The sequence below is a fragment of the Streptomyces sp. NPDC004838 genome (assembly GCF_053600955.1).
In genome coordinates this window covers 1-20,547 of sequence record NZ_JBSGAW010000051.1, presented here as the reverse complement: position 1 = coordinate 20,547, position 20,547 = coordinate 1, and the positions used below count along the sequence as shown (strand labels likewise).

Below are 20,547 nucleotides of genomic sequence, written 5' to 3'. Positions count from 1 at the left end.
GTCCCTGTCTCCTTGGTCGGATGCTCCTATAGACGTCAAGCGGCAGGAGCAAGGTCGTTTTGACTGTTTCGTTCGGTTGGTGTGCAGGTCAGGGCGCGGTAGACCTCACGGGCGACGAATCGCTTGAGGCAGCGCATGATGTCCTTCTTCGAGAGCCCTTCCCTGGTGCGGCGTTCGACGTATGCGCGGGTGCGTTCGTCGAAGCGCATGCGGACCAGGACGATGGTGTGCAGAGCGTTGTTCGCGGCCCGGTCGCCGCCGCGGTTGAGGCGGTGGCGGTGGGTGCGGCCGGAGGACGCGGGAATCGGGGCGACCCCGGCCAGATGGGCGAACGCGGCCTCCGAACGCATGCGCTCGGGGTTGTCCCCGGCCGAGGCCAGGAGCTGGCCGGCGGTCTCGGGACCGACACCGAACAGCCCCAGCAGAACCGGGGCCGCCCGGGAGACGAGCGGGCCGATCTCCGCGTCGAGCTCGGTGATCTCGGCGTCCACCGCTTGGTGGCGACGAGCCAGACGCCGCAGAGCCGCACGGGTCGCGGCCAGGGGCCGGGACAGGTCGTCACCTGGCCGCAGCCGGGCCAGGGTCCGTATCAGCGCGGCACGGTCCAGGCCCGCGACCTGCTCGCGGAGCATTGCGGGAGCCGAGACCAGCAGGCCGCGGATCTGGTTCATCGCCTGGGTGCGGGCCTTGACCGCGCTTCGGCGGGCGATCCGCAGCACCCGCACCGCCTCGACCACGCCGTCCCGGCTCTTGGGGATGCCGGTGGCGCGTCCGGAGAGCACGGCCGTCGCGGCGGCGTAGGCGTCGACCGGGTCGGACTTGCCCCTCATCCGCCGCGTCTTGCGGTCGGGACGGTCCACATCGACGACCGTGACGCCGGCGGCGGTCAGGACCCGGGCGAGCTCGGCACCGTAGGCGCCGGTGCCCTCCACCCCGGCCGCAACGAGCTCGCCGTGCGAGCGCATCCACGCCAGCAGGTCCCGGTAGCCGCGGACGGTGGCGGGGAACTCCCGGTCGGCCAGGTGCCGGCCGACCTGGTCGACCACGGCCGCGTGGTGCGTCAGACCGTGGGTGTCGACTCCACCGGTGATCCGCGGGCTGTCGTACGTCATGCTGGTCATGTCCGTCCTTGTGGCGTGTCCGTTCCGAGGGCGGCACGCGCCGGTCGGGCGGGTGGACAAGACAGTGACGGGGCTTCTGCGACAAGCTCCTATGAAGTCACAGACGCCCGTCCGGCCGCGTGCGTGATGACGCCCGGCGAGCCGACAAATCCCAAACAGGACAGTCGAGACGTCAGTCAGCCGAGGGGTCAGACCCGCCAACGGCGTCACCACGAACATCATCACTGTCAGCCGAGCTTGAACGGGTCACGGCTCGCGCCGGTCAGCTCCACCCAGACCGACTTCGTCTGGAGGTACGCGTCCAGGCCCTCGAGGCCGTTCTCCCGTCCGATGCCGCTGCGCCGGAAGCCGCCGTAGGGCACGTTGTAGGCGAGGACGCGGTAGGAGTTGATCCAGACGGAGCCGGCGTCGAGCACATGGGCGACGCGGTGGGCGCGCTGGACGTCGCGGGTCCACACGGCGGCGGCGAGGCCGTAGGGGGTGTCGTTGGCGATCCGTACGGCCTCCTCTTCGCCGTCGAAGGGGATCACCGAGAGGACCGGGCCGAAGATCTCCTCGCGGGCGACGCGCATGCCGTTGTGCACGCCGGTGAGGATCGTGGGTTCGAAGAAGTAGCCGTCGCCCAGTGCTTCCCCGGTGGGGCGGTCGCCGCCGGCCGCCAGCGTCGCCCCTTCGTCCAGTCCGATCTCCACATACGAGCGGACCTTGGCGAGTTGTTCGCCGAAGGCGATGGGGCCGACCTCGGTGGCCATGTCCAGCGGGTCGCCGAGCTTGATGGTCCTGACGCGTTCCGTCAGACGGCCGACGAGTTCGTCGTGGATCTCCCTGGCGACGAGCAGCCGGCTGCCGGCGATGCAGGTCTGGCCCGTCGCCGCGAAGATCCCGGCCATGACCCCGTTCATCGCGCCGTCGATGTCGGCGTCGGCGAAGACGATGTTGGGGGACTTGCCGCCGAGTTCCAGGGTCACGTCGGCGATGTGCTCGGCGGCCGCCTTCATCACGGCCGTGCCGGTGGCGGTGGAGCCGGTGAAGGTGATCTTCGCGACCCCCGGGTCGGCCGACAGCGCGGCCCCGGTCTCCCCCGCGCCGGTGACGACGTTGAAGACGCCGTCCGGGAAGCCCGCCTCGGCGACGAGCTCGGCGAACCTCAGCGTCGACATCGGGGTCTGCTCGGCCGGTTTCGCCACAAACGTACAGCCGGCGGCGAGTGCCGGGGCGAGCTTGCCGGCCAGCAGGTACAGCGGGCTGTTCCAGGGCAGGATGGCCGCGACGACGCCGATCGGCTCGCGGCGGGTGTAGGTGAAGAAGTTGGTGTGCGGTGAGGGGATCGTGGCGCCCTGGATCTTGTCGGCGGCCCCCGCGAAGTACTCGTAGGTGGCCCGGAGCCCCGCCATCTGACCGCGGGTCTCGCGGATGACCTTGCCGTTGTCCGTGGTCTCCAGGGCGGCCAGTTCGTCGGTGTGCTCGCAGACGAGCCGCCCCAGACGCCGGATCAGATCGCCCCTCGCCGAGGCGGACAGGGCGCCCCACGGACCGTTCAGGGCACCGGCCGCCGCCCGCACCGCCTCGCGTACGTCGGCGGGTCCGCCGAGCGGGACCCTTGCCCACTCGCGTCCCGTGAAGGGGTCGACCGTGCCGAACGTCTCCCCGCTCCCGGCGTCCACCCACTTCCCGCCGATGTACATCTGCCGGTACCGGATACCGTCCGCTCGGTTGCGAGACATCCCAGGATCCACCTTTCCGCGGCATGACCCGCGCTTGTGCTGTCAGTGAGCGGCCCGCCCGCCGGACGCGGCCCCGGCGGCGGGTGCGGGGGTCCCGCACCCGCCGCCGGTACGCGGTCCGCCGCGGCGCGACGGCCAAAGCTCCCCGCTCCCGTGGCGGGAGGGCGCCGTACGGGCCCGCGGGGCACAGGGGCCGTCCTGTGCTGCCAGACCACAGCCCCCAAATTCGTACGTACAAATAAAACGTTATGGACCGGCGTACCGAAAGTCAACCTTTCCGGCGGCGGCGGATCGCCCGCCCCGTCGTCGATTTGTACGGACGCATCAGCGGCCTGGGAGGGCGGCCGTGAGGAGTCCGCCCAGATCGCGGGCCTCCGCAAGCGCGTCGACCGCCGCGAACAGCGCCTCCAGTGCCTCCTCGGAGAAATGCGTCTCGGGGCGCAGCCTCCTGGCGTTGTCCCGCACGGCTTCCGAGTCCCAGGAGAGGTCCTTCGAGGAGTCCTCGATCGCCGACTCGACCCGCCGGCCGTCGGCGAGGGTGAGCGTCGCGGCGGCGGTCTTGGGCGGCCGGCCCGGTTCCGGTACGACGTCGATCCTCCCGACCAGGTCGCGCAGGACCGGGTCGTCGAACCGGGTCAGCGACGCGTAGTCGACACGCCCCTGAGCCAGAGCCACCGCGACGGAGAACCGCACGCTCATGAGCGTCTGCGCCACCTCGCCGAACGGGCCGCCGGACCCCACGCCGGGATAGGCGGCCTCGCGTTCGTTCATCCGCACGCTCACCGAGACCACCTCCGCGGGCCTGACGCCGTGGGCGGCGGCGAGCCGGGCGGCGACCAGCGCGGGAGCCTGGTTGAACGCGCAGATCGGATAGGGCTTGAAGGTGACGTCCAGCAGCCGCCACCGGTCGCCGAGGCCGGTCGCCAGTCCGTCCGGCCGCGGGGCCCGTCCGCGCACGAAGCAGTCGAGGAACCCCGACTCCCCCTCGACCGCCAGCGGTGAACCCTTGGCCCCCGCCGCGGCCAGCCGGGCGGCGAGCAGCCCGTTCGAGGCGGCCACACCGGACTGGTAGTGCCACTCGTCGGTGCCGGCGGCGAACGTCTCGCTGCCGCCCCCGGCGAACGCGCACGCCAGGCCCAGTGCCGATGCCAGCCGGGGGGCGTCGAGTCCGAGGACCCGTCCGGCCGCCGCGGCGGCGGCCAGGGGGCCGTAGAGGCCGGTCGCCCGGAACGGCGGCGTCGTCAGCTCGGTCAGCGGATCCGAAACCGCCGTGCCCACCTCGTACCCGGCCACCACCGCCGTCAGGAAAGCGGCCCCGTCCGCACCCTCCGCCTCGGCGGCCGCGAGGGCCGCGGGGATCACCGTGACACCCGGGTGGAAGGTGCCGTGCGTGTCCTCCTGGGCGCGGGCGTGCATCAGGGCGCTGTTGGCGAAGGCGGCGAGGTGCGGGGACGCCGTGCGGCCGGACCCCAGCAGATGCGCACCGCCCCCCGCGTCCCCCAGGGCCGCATCGGCCGCCTCGCCGAACCCCACACCCCTCCCGGCCGCCCCGACGACCAGACCGTGCACAACACAGTCCTTGGCACGGGTCACGACCGCCGACGGCAGACGGCCGAACTCAAGCCCGGCGGCGAAGGCGCCCAACCGCTCCACCACACCCGTCATCCCACACCGCCCCTGGCCGAAAAGCCGCCGCATCGCAAGCACCGCATAGCAGATCCCTTCTCCGGAGAAACACTGTCCGCCGTCCCGTCCCGACCAAACCCCGGCCCGGCTCCGCCCGCCGGGGGCACAAGACGCCGACCGCCCGCCCGGACACCGCCCGCGACCCGGTCCGGGACTGACGCGCGGCGGATTCCGGGACGGGCAGCAGCCCGGGCCGAACACCGACGACCGCCTCCACGACCGCCTCCACGACCGCCTTCGCAGCAGCCTTCGCGCCGGCCCTCACAACACCGTCGCGACATCGGGCCGACACCCACGGCAGACGCACAGGACCCGGCCGCGCCGTCGCCGCGGACGGCAGCGAAGGCACCACCCCGGAACTATTTGTACGGATGAATTTGCGTCATGCGGCCCGAGGCTGTCAACCCTCCGGCGCAAGGGGCCGCCTGCCGCATCGCCGTCACGCCGAGGCGAGACGTGCCGGGAAGACCAGACCCGAGGCAGAGAATGCTGTACGTACGAGGCGGCGCCGCGGTGGACCGTCGGCCCCGGCATCGCCGCGGCGATCGTGCTCCACATGGCCGTCGCGACGACATCGGGGCGCGAGACCAACAGGAAAGACCGGCGCGACCGCGGGATCAGCCGGTTCGGCGGGAACGCGGGGCAGCCGTTCGCCGCCATCGGCGAACTCGCGGCACTGGCACCGGCGACGGCCGGGGCGGATCACCTCCGGATCCCGAAAACCGTGCCGTGTACCCCGCGTTCATCCTCTCCACCGCGCTCAGGACCGTCGCCAAGATCGCCGCGTACCGCCGGGAGCCGCCCGCACGGTGAAACCGACCCACGTCACGAACCCAGGTGAACACCACGCCGCACCACCGGACCACGGCCACCGCCCGCCCGACACACGCCGCCACTCCCCCGCCCGGCACGCGCCATGGCACGGCCCGCCCCCGGCACCAAAACCCCCAACCCGCTCCTCGCCGGCTCAGACCAGGTGGCCGGACCTGAAGGCCGCCTTCCCGGGGACAGGCGGCCGTGACCGCGTGCCCCACGACGGCAGAGCCGGCAAGGGCGGGATGCGTGCGGAGGAAGTCTCCGGCGCAGGCGAGGAAGTCATCGGTGTCCTCGGTGGGGTGCCAGGCATCTGGGCATGTGCTTCGTGATCCCGCATACACCCCAAGCCGGGGAGCCGATACCTGAAGATGACTCCCCGCCATACCCCTTACACACAGCCGACGTTGTCGAGAGGCCGTTGTTCAACCGATCCTGGAGCATGGCGGTCGAACTGGGTTCCTGGTCGGGTGCTCTCCGGCCGGTGGCGTGTGCGTAGCGCAGCCGCTCCCCCCTATGCCTGAAAGCTCGTACGCAGTTCATGCGAAGTACGGGCATCCTCGTTTCCCGGTGGAATCCTCCTGAACAGCGTCGTGACTGCGCCGTACGCGGGGGAGGGCTCATGCGGATCCAGCCACGGACACTGGCCCGGACTGCCGTTGCCGTGACGCTGCTGGTGCTCGGCGCGTCAGGGTGCGGTGGCCCTGGAGCCGACCCTTCGCCTGTCCCCCGGAAGCCGTCCTCGGCGTCCGGTGCGGGCTCGTCAGCCACTGCTCAAAAGTCCAGTCAGGACACCGGGAGCGGTTCCCGGGTGACGGGCACACAGTCCAGTCAGGGCATCGGGAGCGGACCCCGGGTGACGGGCACACAGTCCAGTGGCGAGGACGGAGATGACATCAGCCCAGTGGCGCCCCCGCCGACCGACACAGGAGTCACCCCGGACCCTTCCCCCGAGCTCACTGACCCACCCTCACAGACGTCCTGCGAGGGCGTTCCCACACCGGCCGGGACCTGCGCATCCTCTCGGGAAGTGACCCACACCCCACTGCCCGGTGAGTCCTGAAGGGACCGATGAACAGCACAGGCACACCAGACGCGCCAGGTGACTCGACCCGTTCCCCGTCCCGTGGCCGACGTCGTAGACAACGCAGGAACACCGCGCGACGGGCCCGTCCCGCGCCTGAGCCGGACGCCCGTGTATCTCGGGGTCCGGCGCCGCACCGCCGTCCGCGAAGGCTTCGGCGGCAGAGTGCTCCACCGGCCTCTGCAGAGCAGGGCGGAAGGGCCACCCAGATCGCCAACTCCGTCTTCGGCGCCGGCTCGTTCATCCTCGCGCTGATGCTCTACACAGGGTTCGTCCACAGCCGTTCCTACTACGCCTACTTCCGTCTTGATGTCTTTGCCGTGGGCTTCGACCCGATCGAAATGGCACTGCGCAGTCTTCGACTCGCCACGTTCCCGGTCCTCATCACCCTGAGCCTGGTCGGTGTTCTCCCCCGCCTCCCCCAGGTACTGCCCTCGCTCGGCGTGCCCAACCGCATCGTGCGGCGCGTCAGCCGGGCATCCCACGCAGTGGCCCGGGCCCACTTCGCGTTCGTCGTGGCGGGGGTGATCCTGATGCTGTCGTGGCGCTTCGGCCAGCCCTGGTCGTTCCGGTGGGCCGCCCCTCTGCTGGTGGCCGTCGGACTCCTCCTGGGACAGAGCAGCGCCGCAGGACCTGCCGTCGGCCACCGGAGCCGACCGTGGCATCGTGCCGTTCCCATCGCCACCGCGGGCCTGTTCCTGATGTGGGTCGTAGCCCTTGCAGCCGGGCAGTCAGGCCGACTCGACGCACGCCAGGATGCCGATCAGCTTGTACCGCGCGTTTCCGTGGTGGTGCTCAGCACTGAGCAATTAAGCATGAGAGGCCCTGGCCTGAAGGCTGAAGATCTGGGAGAAGGCAGACATTTCCGGTACCGGTACAGCGGATTGCGCCTGCTGGTGGAACGAGATCGCCGATACTATCTGCTGCCGTTGGGCTGGAATCACGACACGGATGCCACTTATGTCATCGCGGACGACGACAGCATCCGGATAGATCTCTACCCCGGGACCCAGCCACGCCGCTGACAACCCCAGGGTTGATCCCACTCCGGACCGCCGACCGTGAACTCCCCGTCGGAGTACCTGGCTACCGGCCCCATGGGCAACCACCCCCCTGCCCAACCGCCACAGTGACCGCCCGCCCCGGCCACCGCGGAGGCCCTGAGCCACCACCGGGTCACCACCGCCAAGCCGGCCTCCGAGGCCCGAGACACCTGGATCCGTTACACCCCCGGCGACCACAGCCGGTGAACGCTACAGATCTCCGGTCTCGCCCGATTCCACGAAAAGGACGACGCAGCGGCGGACGTGCTCAAGAAACCGCGGCAGATTGTCGGCGACCTTGTCGAACTCCGCACCGTCCAGGGACGCGGTCCGAGACCGGTGGATCGCGCCGCCCCGGTCGGCAACATAGAAGATGCCCCCACCGTTTGATGCGATCACCATCCCGTGAGGGTCGTCCGCTTCCGGGACGAAGACCGGCCCTTCCTCCGCAAGCCGGTGCAGGACATCGCACGCCGAGTGGACGAAGAAGCCGTTGCCCACGTCCGGCAGCACGACCTCCCCGATCGACTCGTAGAACGTCAACAGATCCCCGAATTCCTGAAGCTCCCGACGATCGTCATGGACAGCTCGACGAGCCTCTTTGCCGGCGATCCGGACCTCATTCGTGCCCGGCCCGTAGCCGTTCGTCTCCTCGAACGTCAAGACCATGGAGCTCACCGCATCCGTGATCTCGTCACGCCACCGTGACAGCCATGCAGCCGAGTACGAAAGCTGATCCATGGCCCGGATCATGCCACCGTCGGCTACAACGCGGACCCAGGAACCTCGCATGGGTGGTCGACGCCTCGGACAGTGCGGGGAAGGAGCGGAGTCAAGTCGAGATGATGCCGAGAAGCCTCCGCGGGGCCGACAGGTCAGCCAGGGCGGGATGCGATCTGCCGACGGGCAGGACCCCAGACTTCCTCGAACTCCTCGGAGGTAAGTTGCTCGGGGCCGTGGCCTTCCCATTCCGAGACGGGCAGCTCCGCTGTGATCCCGAACCTGCTGTCGTACTCGTCAAGGCGGCCTGCGTCGTAGGCCCGCTGCCACTCGGTGAGGGAGGCAGCCGCGATCGGGGTCAGCTCAGGCCCCTCGAGTTCCACCTGCCGGATCACCCAACCTTCGGCGTCGACCTCGAAGTAGAACCAGGTGTCTTCCTCGCCCCAGTAGCAGCGCATCCATGTCGTCATCTGGTCATGATGGCGAAGGCGGCTGACAGACGAGCGCGGAGGCTGCGACAGCCGGGGCCGCGTTCGGCTCTCCCTGCTCCATCAGCTTGAGGAACGCGCGTCGGGCACACTCGATGTCGTACTCCAGCGACGCACGGGTGTCGGCTGCGACGACAGCGATGTCGCCCGGGGCGTCCAGGTCGGCGGATCAGGCGGTCGCGCGGTCGTCCCGGCCTCCACCATGAGCGCCCCGGTCCGATGTGGTGAGCCGTACGCCTCACACAGCCCGGCCGATCGCTGCTGCTCGCAGTCCTCGCACGGCAGGGCGCAGGGCGAAGGGGTCCGGCTGGGGAACCGCCCTCGCCGCGGGCTTCGGAAGCGGAGCCCGCCCGGAACAACTGAGGTGCCGCGCCCGCCCAAGCGGTTGGCGGTGATCTCCTGCCACCGGTCGGCCACACGTCCAGCTCGGCCGAGCCATGGTCCGGCGGGTCACAGCCCCCGCCGTACCGGTCCCGGGACATCAAGGTCCGCACCAGCCAGAGCAACCGGTCCTGAACGGCCATCCGCTCGACCGCCGACGGTTCCCAACCGGCTTGACGTATTCCGATATGGGAATACGATGGCCGCCATGGCACGAGCAGCGACGACGTCGGACGCGTTCAACGCGATCGCAGAGCCGCAGCGCCGGGACATCCTGGCGCTGCTGCGGGCGGGTGAGCGACCGGTGACCGACCTGGCCCAGGAGCTGGGGATGAGCCAGCCGCAGGCGTCCAAGCACCTGCGGGTACTCCGGGAGGTGGGGCTGGTACGGGTCCGTGGGGCGGGCAAGCAGCGCCTCTACGGCCTGGACGCCCGCGGACTGCGGCCGATCCACGAGTGGGTCGGCGGATTCGAGCGGTTCTGGAACGAGAGTTTCGACCGGCTGGACACCTACGTGCAGGACCTCAAGCAGACACAGCAGGAGGAATAGCCGATGGCAGGAGCAAGGCGAGAAACGCGGGCGGAGCCGGCGGCGGCCGATCGGGAGATCGTGATCTCCCGGATCATCGACGCCTCGCGGGAGCTGGTGTTCGAGGCGTTCACCGAGGTCCGGCACCTGTCGCGGTGGTGGGGTCCGGAGGGGTTCACCACCACCACGCGGTCCTTCGAGTTCCGCGAGGGCGGAGAGTGGGTCTTCGTGCTGCACGGGCCGGACGGGACCGACTACTCGGAGTGGATCCGCTGGCTGCGGATCGCCCCGCCGGAGCGGATCGAGCTGCTGCACGGTGAGTCCCGTGACGATCCGAATGCCTTCGAGTCGGTCCTGACCTTCGCGCCGGACGGCGCGGCGACCCGGATCGAGATGCGCACGGTGTTCCCCACCATGGAACTGCGCGACGAGGCGGTCGAGAAGTACCACGCGATCGAGGGTGGCCGGCAGACCCTGAGCAGCCTGGCGGCCTACGTCACCGACCTCGCGCCGAAGGGGACGGAGGGCTGATGGTCGGGAAGGTGTTCTTCAGCGTGACGATGTCCCTGGACGGCTTCGTCGCGCCCGAGTCCGTGCCAGTTGACGACTTCTTCGCGCCCGATATGCAGGACGACCCGGACGTTCGTCGCTGGAAGGGGCAGTGGACGGAGTTGCAGCAGTGGCTGTTTCCGCTGCGGTTCATCCGGGAGAACCTGAAGCTCGGCGAGGGCGGCGAGGAGGGCCGCGACGACGACATCGCGCGGGAGGCGTTCGAGCGCACCGGCGCGAGCGTCATGGGCAAGCGCATGTTCGACCTCGGCGAGCAGGCATGGACGATCCTGGAGCATCTGAACGCCGGCCTGGTCGACGAGTTCTCGATCACGCTGTCACCCGTGCTGTTCGGCGCCGGCACCCGCCTGTTCGAGGGCGTGGACGCGTCCAGGGTCGCGCTGGAGCCGGTCCGTTCGGAGCCGTCGTCGCGGGTGACGCACCTGACCTACGCCGTGCACCCACGCTAGCCGCGCCACCACTCCACCCTGGCGACCCGAGCACCCACGGCGCACACGCTTGGATCAGCAGGCCACCACGGCCGACTGCGAGTAACCGCCAAGGTCCGCCCTCGTGCCGTTGGAGTCTCCGACTGACGACCAGGCCGAGGCGTACGGGACGTTCACTGTGGTGCCCACACGTCCGGAGTCGGAGCGGTTCTTCTTCCTCGACGATGACGACCGCGAGGTGATTGCGCTGTGGCGTGCGGACGTGCACCGGCCCGGGATGGCGGTGCAGATCTGCACCGTCCGCTGCATCGGGCTGGGACCGCAAGAGCGAGCGCCACCGCTGCGCGACCAGCGGCGTCGAGAAGCCGCTGACCGACCTCGGCCAGCCGCTCTACGACCCGACCGAGACTCTGGAGAAGGGCAGTGCTGATCAGCGAGTCGGGAAGGAAGTCAGAGCAAGGTCCCATTGATCAGCCGCGTGAAGCAGCGCAGCCGTGTCCATTCGCACCTCCACGGCGTACTGGTAGATGTCCGCTCGGTCATCGCCCTGCTGCCATGGGGGTGCCGCCTCCAAGGACAGGTGAACGCGAATCACCGTTTCGCTGTCGCCTCGATCGGCGAGGCTGACGGCCAGGACCGGCTCGACGAACCACATGTCCGGGGACAACGAGCCTTCAGCATCAGGTCCAATCACGGCCACCGTCCCCACAGCCACCGTCCCCACGGCCACCGCGCGCAACCAGGCGGAAACCTCACCGGCTTCATGGGTCAGCAGACACGGATCGGCAAAGGACCAGCTGCCCTCGGGAGTCGTCACCGCTCCACCGACGACCAGCCAGTTGTCGTCGTAGGAGTCGCCCCGAACCTCGGGGAACTGGTACCGCAGCAGGCGGAGTTCGACACTGCTCGCGTGATCGCTCAGAAGCACTGCCGCAGGATGTCACAGGTCCTCCCGGCTCTGCGCAGCGCAGGTGATCACCTCAGTTGCGCACCACAGGGCCCGGCCGCCCGCCCGGTCAATCGCAGGCCGGCTGAGAGAGACTGGAGGGAGTGGCCGGCTCGACCCGCTCAAGCACCGCAACCTCAACGTCCTCAACCGCTACGGCTTCACCGCCTCGACCACGGCCGCCGGCGCACCGCGCCCGCTGCGCGACCCGGACACGCCGGGGCTGGACGAGGACAACAACGGCGCTGAACCGCCCTTACCGTGCGTTGGGAGGAGACGCGGCCCTATCGGGCGGCCGGAGGCTCGGGAAAAGGACAAGCGCGGGCGACGCGGCCCGTGTCAGGCTGCCGGGTATGTCTGATCGCGGCTTGAGCTTCGGAGCGGTGGCGGAGTCGTACGAACGGTTCCGGCCGGGATATCCCGCGGAGCTCTTCGACCTGGTGGTGACGTACGCGGGTCGTCCGGTTCGGACTGCCCTGGAGATTGGTGCGGGGACGGGCAAGGCAACCCGCCTGTTCGCCCGACAGGGGGTCGCCGTCACTGCCACCGATCCCGATGCGGCCATGCTGACCGAGTTGCGCAGGCGCGTACCGGCGGACGTCCGCACAGTACTGGCGGCTTTCGAGGATCTGCGACCGGGCGAGGTGTACGGGCTGGTCTATGCGGCAGCCTCGTTGCACTGGACCAGGCCGGACGGCCGGTGGGAGCGCATGGCCGCGCTGCTGGAGCCCGGTGGTGTCTTCGCCTCGTTCGGCGGGCCCCTGCGATTGGCTGACCCGGCTGTCGAGGAAGCGGTGCGGGCGATGCGGGCACCGTTCCTGGAAAGTGATGACGTCCCGTCACCGGACGGAACGCCTCCGGAGCATGACATGCAGTGGCCGGGTACGGAACTCCAACGGTCGACGTGGTTCACCGACGTTCGGCAGGTTGTCGTCCGACGGCGTTTGACGATGAGTCCTCGCGACTACGTTGGCCACCTTTCCACCGTCTCGGCCTATCTCGTACTCCCACCCTCGGAGCGAGAACAGGTGTTCAGCCGGATCAGGCAGGCGTTGCCCGAGAAAGTCGAGATGGCCGCCGACATCACCGCTCATCTCGCCCGTCGGCGCTACGAGCAGTAGCGCTTCGATGCCCTGCTCCGAAGGGTGTCCCGTGCGCTCTTTCCCCTACGGCTGGTGGCCCGCCCCCACGAGGAGGATGGGCCACCGGACACGCGGAGCGGCGGTCAGGAACGAGCCTCCACCCGACGGTTCTCCGTGGCGCCGGTGTCGCCCTCGGCGACGGTGATGCCGAAGACCCGGGCCATGCCCGCCAGGACGAGGGCGGTGGCGACGAGTACGGCGCTCACCACCAGAGGCGAGCTGTGGCCGAGTCCGGCGCCCAGGGCGAGGCCGCCCAGGGCGGGTCCGGAAGCGGCGCCGACGTTCAGCGCGGCGGTGGCGAAGCCGCCGGCCAGTGTGGGGGCGTCCGACGCCGTGTAGAGGGCCCGCGCGATCAGCGTGGAGCCCACGCCGAACGAGAGCGCCCCCTGGACGAAGACGAGGATCAGCGCCACGACCGGGTTCGCGGCCGTGAGGGCGAAGATCAGCCAGCCCGCCAGCAGCGCCGCACCACCGACCGCCAGTACCCGGCCGGGACGGCTGTCAGCCAGCCGGCCGCCCACGTTGACCCCGACGAAGGACCCGACGCCGAACAGCGCCAGTGTGGCGGGCACCCAACCTGAGCTCAGATCCGTCACGTTGGTGATGACGGGCGCGAGGTACGTGAACGAGCAGAACGTCGCTCCGTTGACCAGCGCCCCCAGCACGAGCGTCATGATCAGCCGGGGTGTGCGGAGCGCCCGCAGCTCGTGGCGGACGCTGGGAGCCGCAGGGTCGACGGGCGTCGCCGGCACGGACCACAGCACCGCGAGGACCGCGGGGGTGGAGATGATCGCGACGCCCCAGAAGGCCGAGCGCCAGCCCCAGACCTCGCTCAGTGCGGCGCCGAGGGGGACGCCCGCGATGCAGGCGAGGGTGACTCCGCTCAGGAGCACCGAGGTCGCCCGGCCCTTGGCCTGGGGTCCGGCCAAGCTCGCCGCGGTCGCGAGGCCGACGGCAAGGAAGCCCGCGTTGGACAGTGCGGCAATCACCCGCGTGACGAAGAGGACCTCGAAGCTGTGGGTGAGGGCGCCCATGACGTGGGCGAGGAGGAAAGTGACGAGGAAGACGAGCAGCGCCCGGCGGCCCTGCCATCGCAGGCTCAGCATCGCGACCAGCGGCGCGCCGACGATCATGCCGATGGCGAAGGCCGAGGTGAGCGAGCCGACGGCCGGGAGGGACACGCCGAAGTCGGCGGCCATGTCCTCGACGAGCCCGGACAGCATGAACTCCGATGTCCCCTGGGCGAATACGGCCAGCCCGAGAACGTAGATGGCGAATGGCATGGAAAAGCTCCGACTACATCGCAGAATGGGGGAAGACGCGACGCACGGACGAGAAGTCAATGCTGTCGCGTGGGAGACGTCCCGGGAGTTCCGGGCACGATCCCGCGATGCGGTTGATCCGTGGCGGATGCGCGACGCACTGCTCGGCGACGGGGCCGGAGAGAGCAGGGTCGTCAGAGGGTTACGCGATCAGCCACCGGACAACCGGTGGCCCGCTTCTTTCCGCCTCAGGACTCGACATGCCTCTCAATGTAGCAGTGCACGGATCGAGGACGAGGGCACCGGGGCGTCGAAGGAGACGCCCTTGAGCCGGAGCCGGACCATGTGGCGGTCATGGGTCGCGGCCGTTCTCACTCGCTGCCAGAAGAGGGCGAGCTTTCCCTCCAGGGCGGCTCACGCTGCCTGCAGCACCGGATTCCGGGCGGTGGCGGGCAGCCCGGCGAGGTTGTGGTCCAGCAGCGTCTGCGGCATCTCCGACAGCGCCCCGATCCCGGCGGTCACGCCGGGGATGAGTTGCATGGCGGGCCACGGTGGCGGGTCATGTGGCGGGCGCCGCCGTCACGGCGGTGATCCTGCGGTCGTGACGGCGGAGCCACAGCCGACTGAGGTACGTTCGGCTCGTGACGCACTTCACGGAATCCGCCCCCGGTGGCCCAGCGAGCGGCTGGTGGACCCGCCTGGAGGATCGGACCCGTGGAGAGGTCGACGCGCACGTGTGGAACGATCGTCGGCTTACGGCGGTCAAGGCCGTGTGGGAGGCGCTGCGGCCGTTGGGCCTTGGCCTTCGTGAGGCGGAGCAGGTGGTCCACGCGCGATACGAGGTCCTCGGCGACCGAGTGCGGTACACGCGGCCTGATCCGCTCGATGTCTCCTCACTCGCTGCCCGAGCCGCAGCCCATCCGGGCCGGGTGGCCGCGGTTGAGGCTCTCTGGGACGGCGACACCGTCCATGACTGGTTCGTGCTCCTGATCGCGGTCCTGGACGACCCATCCGGGGAAGGCCACTTGGCGACCGTCCGCCACCGCACCGGCGAGCCCCCGCCGGGCACCGCTGCCGCCGACGCAGGACGGGCCTTGGCCCACTACCTCGGGGTGCCGTTCCACTTCTACTCCCCGGACGTCCCCGACGACGAGGCCCCACGCTGGCGAACCGTCCCGCGTGGGGCCGAAGGTCCGTGACCGGCCAGATCGCCCAGGTTCGCATCGCGCACCGCGGCCACTACGGCCCTCTTCTCGTACTCGCTACGGCGAACGGACATGTAGCGCTGTGCGAGGGGCACGTAGGGGACCGTGCCGAGAGTGCGGTTCGGTGTCATGTGATGTGACGCCGGAGTGGAAAGGGCACGGACTGCCTAGCACTCCGGAGGCGGCTCGCCCGTCGTCGCGGTCATGAGTTGGCGAACTCAGAACTCCACAGGGTTTCAAGATCATCTCGTTGCCCCTTCGGCGCGTATCCCGGTCGCACCCCCTGATGGGCCCCGGCCCGCCGACCGGGCCGGTTCACGAACCCCGGTGCGGCCCGGCGCAGCCCGGCTGAGCACCCGGGGCCCGCGACCGCGAGGGGCCCGGACCGCTCAGGCCGGTCGCACGCTCCGTGCCTCCACTTCGGCCAGCACCCGGTCGATCCGGCGCGACCTGCGCAGCAGGCCCGGCGCCTTCGCCCCGCCCAGGGCGAGTAGGGCGACGGGGAGCGGGCGGCCGGCCAGTACGGCCAGGGCGACGGTCCAGGGCGGTATCCCGGCGAGCGCGCACACCACCACGGCGGTCCGGGGCGTGAAAGGCAGCAGCGCGAGAGCGGCCAGCGCCCACGCGCCGTAGCGCTCCACCTGCCCGGCGACCTCCCGCAGTTCGGCCCGGCCGGGCGCGACCGCGCCCACGGTCTCCAGCAGCCAGGGCCCGGCCGCGCTGACGGCCGTCGCGGCCAGGAAGGCTCCCAGCACCGACGCGGTGACGAAGGTCAGGGCGATCGCCCGCCAGCGCCGGGGATGGAGCGCCGACAACCCCATGAGCAGCATCTGGTTGGGAAGGACCGGCAGTGCGTAGTCGCTCACCGGGAAGACGGCGAGTGTCGGCAGGAACCACCGGCGGTCCGAGGCCCGGTCGAGCCGGAGCAGCAGCCGTGCGGTGCGGGTGGGGGCGGTTTCCCCGGGAGCGGTTTCCCCAAAGGGGGTTTCCCCCGTAGCGGGGGCGGGGGCCTCAGCCATGACGCAGGGCCCGGTATCCGAGCGACGGCGAGAGGCGCATCAGGGAGGGCAGGAGGCGCGCCTTGCCGATGTAGATCTCCGCCCGGTCCCGGCGGATGCCCTCGATCACCGCGTGCGCCGCCTGGGCCGGGCTGATCTTGCCCCGGCCCCGGCCGCGCGTCATATCGGTGTCGACGAGCGGGAGGATCGCGTCGATCACCCGGATGTGCGGTGCGCCGTCCTCGCACTGGTAGCGCAGTGACCGGGTGAAGGTCCGGACCGCCGACTTGGCCGCGCAGTACACAGGTGCCGAGGGCTTGGGAACGATGGCCAGTCCGCTGGTGATGTTCACGATCGCGGCCGAGGAACGGCTGCTGAGATGAGGGAGCAGCCCGGTGGAGAGGGAGATGACGGCGTCCAGATTGACCGCCAGCTCCCGCCGGAGCACCGGTCGCGAGTCGTGCGGATCGGCGGTGAGGAAGTCGCTGAGATTCTGCACTCCGGCGTTGTTGATGACGACCGAGAGTCCGGGGTGGCGGCCGGGCAGTTCATCGCCGAAGGCGTCGACGGCGTCCGGGTCGGAGAGATCGACGGCCTCCGTGGAGACCCTGTCGCCGTACTCGTCCTGAAGGGCGGCGAGCGGGCCGGGCGCGCGGCCCACGGCCACCACGTGCGCGCCGAGCCCGACCAGCTGCCGGGTCATCTCCCGGCCTATGCCGCGGGCCCCGCCGGTGACGAGCACCGTTGTGCCGGTGAGTTTCATGCGGTCCTTCTCCTCGCTGGTTCATCGGTACGGGCCGCCCGCGTATCCGGGGCGGTCCGCTCATGCGGGTCGGGAACGTCGTCCGTGTCGGGCCGCTCGTTCGGGCCGGGCCGCTGGAACGCCGACCTGTAGGCGGCCGGTGTCATCGCGGTACGGAGCCTGAAGTGGCGGGTGAAGTGCGGCTGGTCGGCGTAGCCGCAGGCGAATCCGATGACGCCGATGCCGTGGGCGCTCCGCAGGAGCAGTGCCGCGGCGGCCTCCGTCCGCAGCTCGCCGAGGAGTCCGCTGAAGCCGCCCTCGCGCGCCAGCCGCCGCTGGAGGCTCCGCACCGGCAGGCCCAGTTCGGTGGCGAGACCGGCGAGTGTCCAGCGTCGGGCGAGATCGGCGCCGAGCAGTGCCCGGGTGCGCGCGACCGCGTCCGTGCCGGATTCCGCCGTGCACGGGTGTACGGGTGGTGCGGTGCCGGACCAGGTGAACCGCCAGAGCCCGCTGCCGTGATCAGGCGGTGCCCCCGTGACGGCGCCGTCGGCGAACACGGTGGACGGCTCCCCGTGCCCGGCGCCGACGGTGATGTCCCGTGCGCCGGTCAGCGGCAGCAGCGCGGTCAGTACGCCGAGAACCAGGGCGTCCTCGGCGGGTTCGGGCGGTTCCGTGGGCGGTCCCAGATGCTCGGCGACGAGATGTCCCGGACCGGATTCCCGTACCACCACCCGGTGCCGTGAGTGGGTGAACCGCTCCAGCCGCTGCCACCGCGCGAACAGGTCCCTGGGGCCGACCGCGCTCAGCAGCGCCGATACGGCCGGGTCGGACGGGTTGGCCGGTATCAGCGAGCCGGCCCGCAGCAACGGCAGCAGCCCGTGATCGCGCGCCACGTCCCTCAGGAACCGCCGCTTCGCCTCGAACGGCAGCAGCGCCCCGCCGGCCGTCGGCGCGACGACCCGGATCCCCTCACCGGCCAGGGCCCGCTGGACCAGCGCCACCAGTCTGGCGCTCGCGAATTCGTCCATGTCCAGCGCCCCTTCCGTCGTCGCGTCTTCCGGACACGTTAGGCCGGTTCGCAGGGGGTGTCTTGAACGATCGCGCCACCGCGTCGGTGGACAGTCGGCGCTCTCAGACGCCGAGCGCCCAGTGCCACGTGCCGCCCCGGCAGGAGAGGACGATCCCGTTCTCCCGTACGTGGAGGACGTCGTCCGCCTCCGCCCATTCCATGCGCAACGCCTCGTCCCGCGGGTCGCTGCCGAGCACCCGCTTCCACAGCGGGCCCCCGGGGACCCCCTGTGTGCCGAGTTCGACGGACTCCACGTCCTCCAGCACCAGCGTGACGGGGCCGAGTCCGCGGTACGGCTCGGTCTCCGACTCCGTGTACGCGCGGGCGAAGGACAGTTCCACCCGCACCGTGGCGCCGGACGGCGACACGGTCAGCCCGAAGCCCTCGGACTCGACGTCCAGCTCACCGACGCCCGGCACACGCCAGCCGGTGATCTCCCGCCCCGACCGGACCGGCTCCTCGTCGAGGACCGGAATGCAGCCTTTCCACATGGGGTGTTCGCCCTTTCACCAGAACGGAACGCACGTCGGGGGAACGCCGTCGGTGACGGTCCCTGCGGCCAAGTGTCGTACCAGGTCGTCCCCGCGGCTCTGGTCAACGTGCTTACGCCGGCGTGAAGGCAGGCGTGCCACCGGCGAGCGTGGGCGGGGGCCCCGAGTGCCGTGTTCCGCTCGGAACCGGACGGGAACCCGGCCACGGCGCGCTCACCGCCGAGCAGGTCGCCGAACGGCTGAACGTCGGCGGCGGCGAGACCGCGACTTCCTCGCCACCGAATCCGCGACCGTCGCCGGGGGTCTCAACCGCGCACGGACGGCGCTGGTGGAAGGTGCCGGGTGACGGCGGATGCGTCAGCGGCCGTCTTCTCCCGTTGTTTCATATGGGGTGATCTGGCTCACGTACTGTCACAGAGATCGAGTACGCGGTGTCTTGAGGGCGAGCCCTCGAAACGAAGGAGACACCGTGACCGGGAACACCGATGTGGTCGTGATCGGCGGCGGATACGCCGGTGCCTTGGCGGCCAATCGCCTGACACAACGCGATGACGTGACCGTGACGCTGATCAACCCGCGTTCGAGCTTTGTCGAGCGGATCCGCCTGCACCAGTTGGTGGGCGGGTCCCACCCGGCGGTCGTCGACTACCGGGAGGTTCTGGGTGAGCGTGTCCGGCTGGTGGTGGACACCGCGACACGGATCGACGCCCCCGGACGCAGTGTGACGTTGGCGAGCGGCGGCACGGTCTGCTACGACTATCTGATCTACGCGGTGGGCAGTGGCAGCGCCGACCCGAGCGTGCCCGGAGCGGCCGAGTTCGCCTACCCGATCGCCACCCTGGAGGAAGCGCAGCGGCTGCGGGCAGTCGTCGACGCAGCGCCGGCGACGGCCGAGGTGACGGTGGTGGGAGCCGGTGCGACCGGTATCGAGACCGCCGCCGAGTTGGCGGAGGCGGGCCGCCGGGTGACCCTGGTGTGCGGCGGAGTGCTCGGACCTTATCTGCATCCGCGGGTCCGGCGCTCGGTGGCCAAGCGGCTCGTCGGGCTCGGTGTGACCGTGCTCGATGGCCCCGATACGAAGGTGACGGCCGTGGAGCGCGACGCCGTGCGGCTCAGTGGGGGCCGCGGGTTGCCGAGCGAGGTGACCGTCTGGACCGCCGGGTTCGGCGTGCCGGACCTGGCCAAGCGCAGCGGGCTGAGCACCGACTCCTCGGGCCGCCTGCTCACCGACGAGACGCTGACGAGCATGGACGACGAGCGCATCGTCGCGGCCGGGGACGCGGCGGCACCGTCGGACCTGCCGCTGCGGATGAGCTGCCAGACCGCGCGTCCGCTGGGAGCGCACGCTGCCGACACGGTGCTGGGCCGGATCTCGGGTGCGCTGCCCGCGGTCATCACGGTGGGTGTCTTCGGCCAGTGCATCGGCCTGGGCCGTCGCGCCGGCGCTGTACAGCTCGCCTCCAAGGACGACACCGCGAATCGGTACCACATCGGCGGTCGTCTTGCCGCGGGGATCAAGGAGCGCGCTTGCAAGGACGTCGTCAAGGACATGGCGGACGAGGCGCGCAAGCCTGGTTCGTTCACCTGGGGATTCAAGGATGACAAGCGCCGGGAACTGCTGCGGGCCAAGCGCGGCGAGGCGCCGGCCGCCCGCTGAACGGGCAGCCCGGCCAGGCATTCACAGCCGGGCCCGGTCGGCCGAGCGGATCCGGACCGCTTGCCCGAGGCCGCGCCCCCGTCGGGTGCGGTGCCGCACTCACGTATCCGACGGGGGTTCAGGCGCGATGGACCGTGGTCGACGTCACGTCGTGTCCCAGCCGTGCGCCGGGCGGAATCCCCTCGACCGAACGGGACGGGTGGGGTGGGGTCGAACCGCTACCGAGAACATCACCGAGGAGAAGGGACCAACTAACCGTGAACGCACGCTTGACGGGCTTCGCCGACCCGAGTAGGCCGCGAAACAGAGAGGCCGGGACATGAGTGACCACGCCGCTGATCCGGCGACCGATACGTTCGTCGCCTACCGCAGTCTGCTCTTCACCGTCGCGTACGAGATCCTCGGATCGGCGGCCGACGCGGAGGACGTCCTCCAGGAGACCTGGCTC

Annotated in this window: 21 protein-coding genes; 9 read left to right on the top strand and 12 right to left on the bottom strand. The window is 70.5% G+C overall.

Going from position 1 to position 20,547, the window contains the following annotated elements; all coding sequences use genetic code 11:
* Positions 1-35: 35 nt before the first annotated feature.
* From ACWEFL_RS34850 to ACWEFL_RS34840, 3 genes are all read right to left on the bottom strand, one after another.
* The gene (locus ACWEFL_RS34850) at positions 36-1,121 is read right to left on the bottom strand and encodes an IS110 family transposase (RefSeq protein ID WP_451720879.1); all 1,086 of its coding nucleotides are present in this window, start codon (positions 1,119-1,121) and stop codon (positions 36-38) included.
* 227 nt (positions 1,122-1,348) lie between these two features.
* Complete coding sequence (locus ACWEFL_RS34845; protein WP_451720877.1) at positions 1,349-2,845, bottom strand: aldehyde dehydrogenase; 1,497 nt, start codon at positions 2,843-2,845, stop codon at positions 1,349-1,351.
* Positions 2,846-3,169: 324 nt separating this feature from the next.
* On the bottom strand, positions 3,170-4,510 hold the full coding sequence (locus ACWEFL_RS34840) for an MmgE/PrpD family protein (protein ID WP_451720875.1): 1,341 nt from the start codon (positions 4,508-4,510) through the stop codon (positions 3,170-3,172).
* Positions 4,511-6,682: 2,172 nt separating this feature from the next.
* Here ACWEFL_RS34840 and ACWEFL_RS34835 point away from each other — a divergent pair.
* Positions 6,683-7,453: a hypothetical protein gene (locus tag ACWEFL_RS34835; protein ID WP_451720873.1), complete on the top strand. Its 771-nt coding sequence runs from the start codon at positions 6,683-6,685 to the stop codon at positions 7,451-7,453.
* A 228-nt stretch (positions 7,454-7,681) separates the two neighbouring features.
* Here ACWEFL_RS34835 and ACWEFL_RS34830 read toward each other — a convergent pair whose 3' ends face one another.
* Positions 7,682-8,212, bottom strand: coding sequence for a hypothetical protein (locus ACWEFL_RS34830; RefSeq protein ID WP_451720871.1), 531 nt, complete (start codon positions 8,210-8,212; stop codon positions 7,682-7,684).
* A gap of 134 nt (positions 8,213-8,346) precedes the next feature.
* Positions 8,347-8,661, bottom strand: coding sequence for a hypothetical protein (locus ACWEFL_RS34825; RefSeq protein ID WP_451720869.1), 315 nt, complete (start codon positions 8,659-8,661; stop codon positions 8,347-8,349).
* A gap of 607 nt (positions 8,662-9,268) precedes the next feature.
* Between ACWEFL_RS34825 and ACWEFL_RS34820 the strand changes: the two genes are divergently transcribed.
* The 4 genes from ACWEFL_RS34820 to ACWEFL_RS34805 all read left to right on the top strand — a co-directional run bounded on the left by ACWEFL_RS34820 (position 9,269) and on the right by ACWEFL_RS34805 (position 11,017).
* A complete protein-coding gene (locus tag ACWEFL_RS34820) occupies positions 9,269-9,610 on the top strand; it encodes an ArsR/SmtB family transcription factor (RefSeq protein WP_451720867.1) in 342 nt (113 codons plus the stop codon).
* A 3-nt stretch (positions 9,611-9,613) separates the two neighbouring features.
* Complete coding sequence (locus tag ACWEFL_RS34815; protein WP_451720865.1) at positions 9,614-10,120, top strand: SRPBCC family protein; 507 nt, start codon at positions 9,614-9,616, stop codon at positions 10,118-10,120.
* Complete coding sequence (locus tag ACWEFL_RS34810) at positions 10,120-10,608, top strand: dihydrofolate reductase family protein (protein ID WP_451720863.1); 489 nt, start codon at positions 10,120-10,122, stop codon at positions 10,606-10,608. The genes ACWEFL_RS34815 and ACWEFL_RS34810 overlap by 1 nt, the downstream gene beginning before the upstream one ends.
* Positions 10,609-10,711: 103 nt before the next feature.
* On the top strand, positions 10,712-11,017 hold the full coding sequence (locus ACWEFL_RS34805) for a DUF4158 domain-containing protein (protein ID WP_451720861.1): 306 nt from the start codon (positions 10,712-10,714) through the stop codon (positions 11,015-11,017).
* Here ACWEFL_RS34805 and ACWEFL_RS34800 read toward each other — a convergent pair whose 3' ends face one another.
* The gene (locus ACWEFL_RS34800; protein WP_451720859.1) at positions 11,018-11,515 is read right to left on the bottom strand and encodes a WapI family immunity protein; all 498 of its coding nucleotides are present in this window, start codon (positions 11,513-11,515) and stop codon (positions 11,018-11,020) included. It abuts the gene before it with no gap.
* A 458-nt stretch (positions 11,516-11,973) separates the two neighbouring features.
* On the opposite strand from ACWEFL_RS34800, the gene ACWEFL_RS34795 reads away from it, so the two are divergent.
* On the top strand, positions 11,974-12,654 hold the full coding sequence (locus ACWEFL_RS34795; protein ID WP_451720857.1) for a class I SAM-dependent methyltransferase: 681 nt from the start codon (positions 11,974-11,976) through the stop codon (positions 12,652-12,654).
* A 104-nt stretch (positions 12,655-12,758) separates the two neighbouring features.
* Here the strand turns inward: ACWEFL_RS34795 and ACWEFL_RS34790 are convergent, their stop codons facing one another.
* Complete coding sequence (locus ACWEFL_RS34790) at positions 12,759-13,958, bottom strand: Cmx/CmrA family chloramphenicol efflux MFS transporter (RefSeq protein WP_451720855.1); 1,200 nt, start codon at positions 13,956-13,958, stop codon at positions 12,759-12,761.
* A 393-nt stretch (positions 13,959-14,351) separates the two neighbouring features.
* Positions 14,352-14,477 carry a hypothetical protein gene (locus ACWEFL_RS34785; RefSeq protein WP_451720853.1) on the bottom strand — a complete coding sequence of 42 codons (126 nt, stop codon included), beginning with the start codon at positions 14,475-14,477 and terminating at the stop codon, positions 14,352-14,354.
* A 101-nt stretch (positions 14,478-14,578) separates the two neighbouring features.
* Between ACWEFL_RS34785 and ACWEFL_RS34780 the strand changes: the two genes are divergently transcribed.
* A complete protein-coding gene (locus ACWEFL_RS34780) occupies positions 14,579-15,136 on the top strand; it encodes a hypothetical protein (protein WP_451720851.1) in 558 nt (185 codons plus the stop codon).
* A gap of 395 nt (positions 15,137-15,531) precedes the next feature.
* Here ACWEFL_RS34780 and ACWEFL_RS34775 read toward each other — a convergent pair whose 3' ends face one another.
* The 4 genes from ACWEFL_RS34775 to ACWEFL_RS34760 all read right to left on the bottom strand — a co-directional run bounded on the left by ACWEFL_RS34775 (position 15,532) and on the right by ACWEFL_RS34760 (position 18,442).
* Positions 15,532-16,161, bottom strand: a complete 630-nt coding sequence (locus ACWEFL_RS34775) for a hypothetical protein (protein WP_451720849.1) — start codon at positions 16,159-16,161, stop codon at positions 15,532-15,534.
* Positions 16,154-16,903 (bottom strand): SDR family oxidoreductase, encoded by a 750-nt coding sequence (locus tag ACWEFL_RS34770; protein WP_451720847.1) that lies wholly within the window; start codon positions 16,901-16,903, stop codon positions 16,154-16,156. The genes ACWEFL_RS34775 and ACWEFL_RS34770 overlap by 8 nt, the downstream gene beginning before the upstream one ends.
* Positions 16,900-17,910 (bottom strand): helix-turn-helix transcriptional regulator, encoded by a 1,011-nt coding sequence (locus tag ACWEFL_RS34765; protein WP_451720845.1) that lies wholly within the window; start codon positions 17,908-17,910, stop codon positions 16,900-16,902. Before ACWEFL_RS34765 ends, ACWEFL_RS34770 begins: the two co-directional genes overlap by 4 nt.
* A gap of 103 nt (positions 17,911-18,013) precedes the next feature.
* Entirely contained in the window at positions 18,014-18,442 is a 429-nt protein-coding gene (locus ACWEFL_RS34760; protein ID WP_451720843.1) for a hypothetical protein, read from the bottom strand.
* A gap of 469 nt (positions 18,443-18,911) precedes the next feature.
* On the opposite strand from ACWEFL_RS34760, the gene ACWEFL_RS34755 reads away from it, so the two are divergent.
* Both ACWEFL_RS34755 and ACWEFL_RS34750 read left to right on the top strand, forming a co-directional pair.
* Positions 18,912-20,099, top strand: coding sequence for an NAD(P)/FAD-dependent oxidoreductase (locus tag ACWEFL_RS34755; RefSeq protein ID WP_451720841.1), 1,188 nt, complete (start codon positions 18,912-18,914; stop codon positions 20,097-20,099).
* Between the two features lie 319 nt (positions 20,100-20,418).
* A partial coding sequence (locus ACWEFL_RS34750; protein ID WP_451720895.1) for a sigma factor occupies positions 20,419-20,547 on the top strand: 129 nt, incomplete at its 3' end.

Coding starts and splice junctions, on each gene's coding strand:
- ACWEFL_RS34850 (WP_451720879.1), bottom strand. CDS start 1,121: ATGACCAGCATGACGTACGACAGCCCGCGGATCACCGGTGGAGTCGAC.
- ACWEFL_RS34845 (WP_451720877.1), bottom strand. CDS start 2,845: ATGTCTCGCAACCGAGCGGACGGTATCCGGTACCGGCAGATGTACATC.
- ACWEFL_RS34840 (WP_451720875.1), bottom strand. CDS start 4,510: ATGACGGGTGTGGTGGAGCGGTTGGGCGCCTTCGCCGCCGGGCTTGAG.
- ACWEFL_RS34835 (WP_451720873.1), top strand. CDS start 6,683: ATGCTCTACACAGGGTTCGTCCACAGCCGTTCCTACTACGCCTACTTC.
- ACWEFL_RS34830 (WP_451720871.1), bottom strand. CDS start 8,212: ATGGATCAGCTTTCGTACTCGGCTGCATGGCTGTCACGGTGGCGTGAC.
- ACWEFL_RS34825 (WP_451720869.1), bottom strand. CDS start 8,661: ATGACGACATGGATGCGCTGCTACTGGGGCGAGGAAGACACCTGGTTC.
- ACWEFL_RS34820 (WP_451720867.1), top strand. CDS start 9,269: ATGGCACGAGCAGCGACGACGTCGGACGCGTTCAACGCGATCGCAGAG.
- ACWEFL_RS34815 (WP_451720865.1), top strand. CDS start 9,614: ATGGCAGGAGCAAGGCGAGAAACGCGGGCGGAGCCGGCGGCGGCCGAT.
- ACWEFL_RS34810 (WP_451720863.1), top strand. CDS start 10,120: ATGGTCGGGAAGGTGTTCTTCAGCGTGACGATGTCCCTGGACGGCTTC.
- ACWEFL_RS34790 (WP_451720855.1), bottom strand. CDS start 13,958: ATGCCATTCGCCATCTACGTTCTCGGGCTGGCCGTATTCGCCCAGGGG.
- ACWEFL_RS34785 (WP_451720853.1), bottom strand. CDS start 14,477: ATGCAACTCATCCCCGGCGTGACCGCCGGGATCGGGGCGCTGTCGGAG.
- ACWEFL_RS34775 (WP_451720849.1), bottom strand. CDS start 16,161: ATGGCTGAGGCCCCCGCCCCCGCTACGGGGGAAACCCCCTTTGGGGAA.
- ACWEFL_RS34770 (WP_451720847.1), bottom strand. CDS start 16,903: ATGAAACTCACCGGCACAACGGTGCTCGTCACCGGCGGGGCCCGCGGC.
- ACWEFL_RS34765 (WP_451720845.1), bottom strand. CDS start 17,910: ATGGACGAATTCGCGAGCGCCAGACTGGTGGCGCTGGTCCAGCGGGCC.
- ACWEFL_RS34760 (WP_451720843.1), bottom strand. CDS start 18,442: ATGTGGAAAGGCTGCATTCCGGTCCTCGACGAGGAGCCGGTCCGGTCG.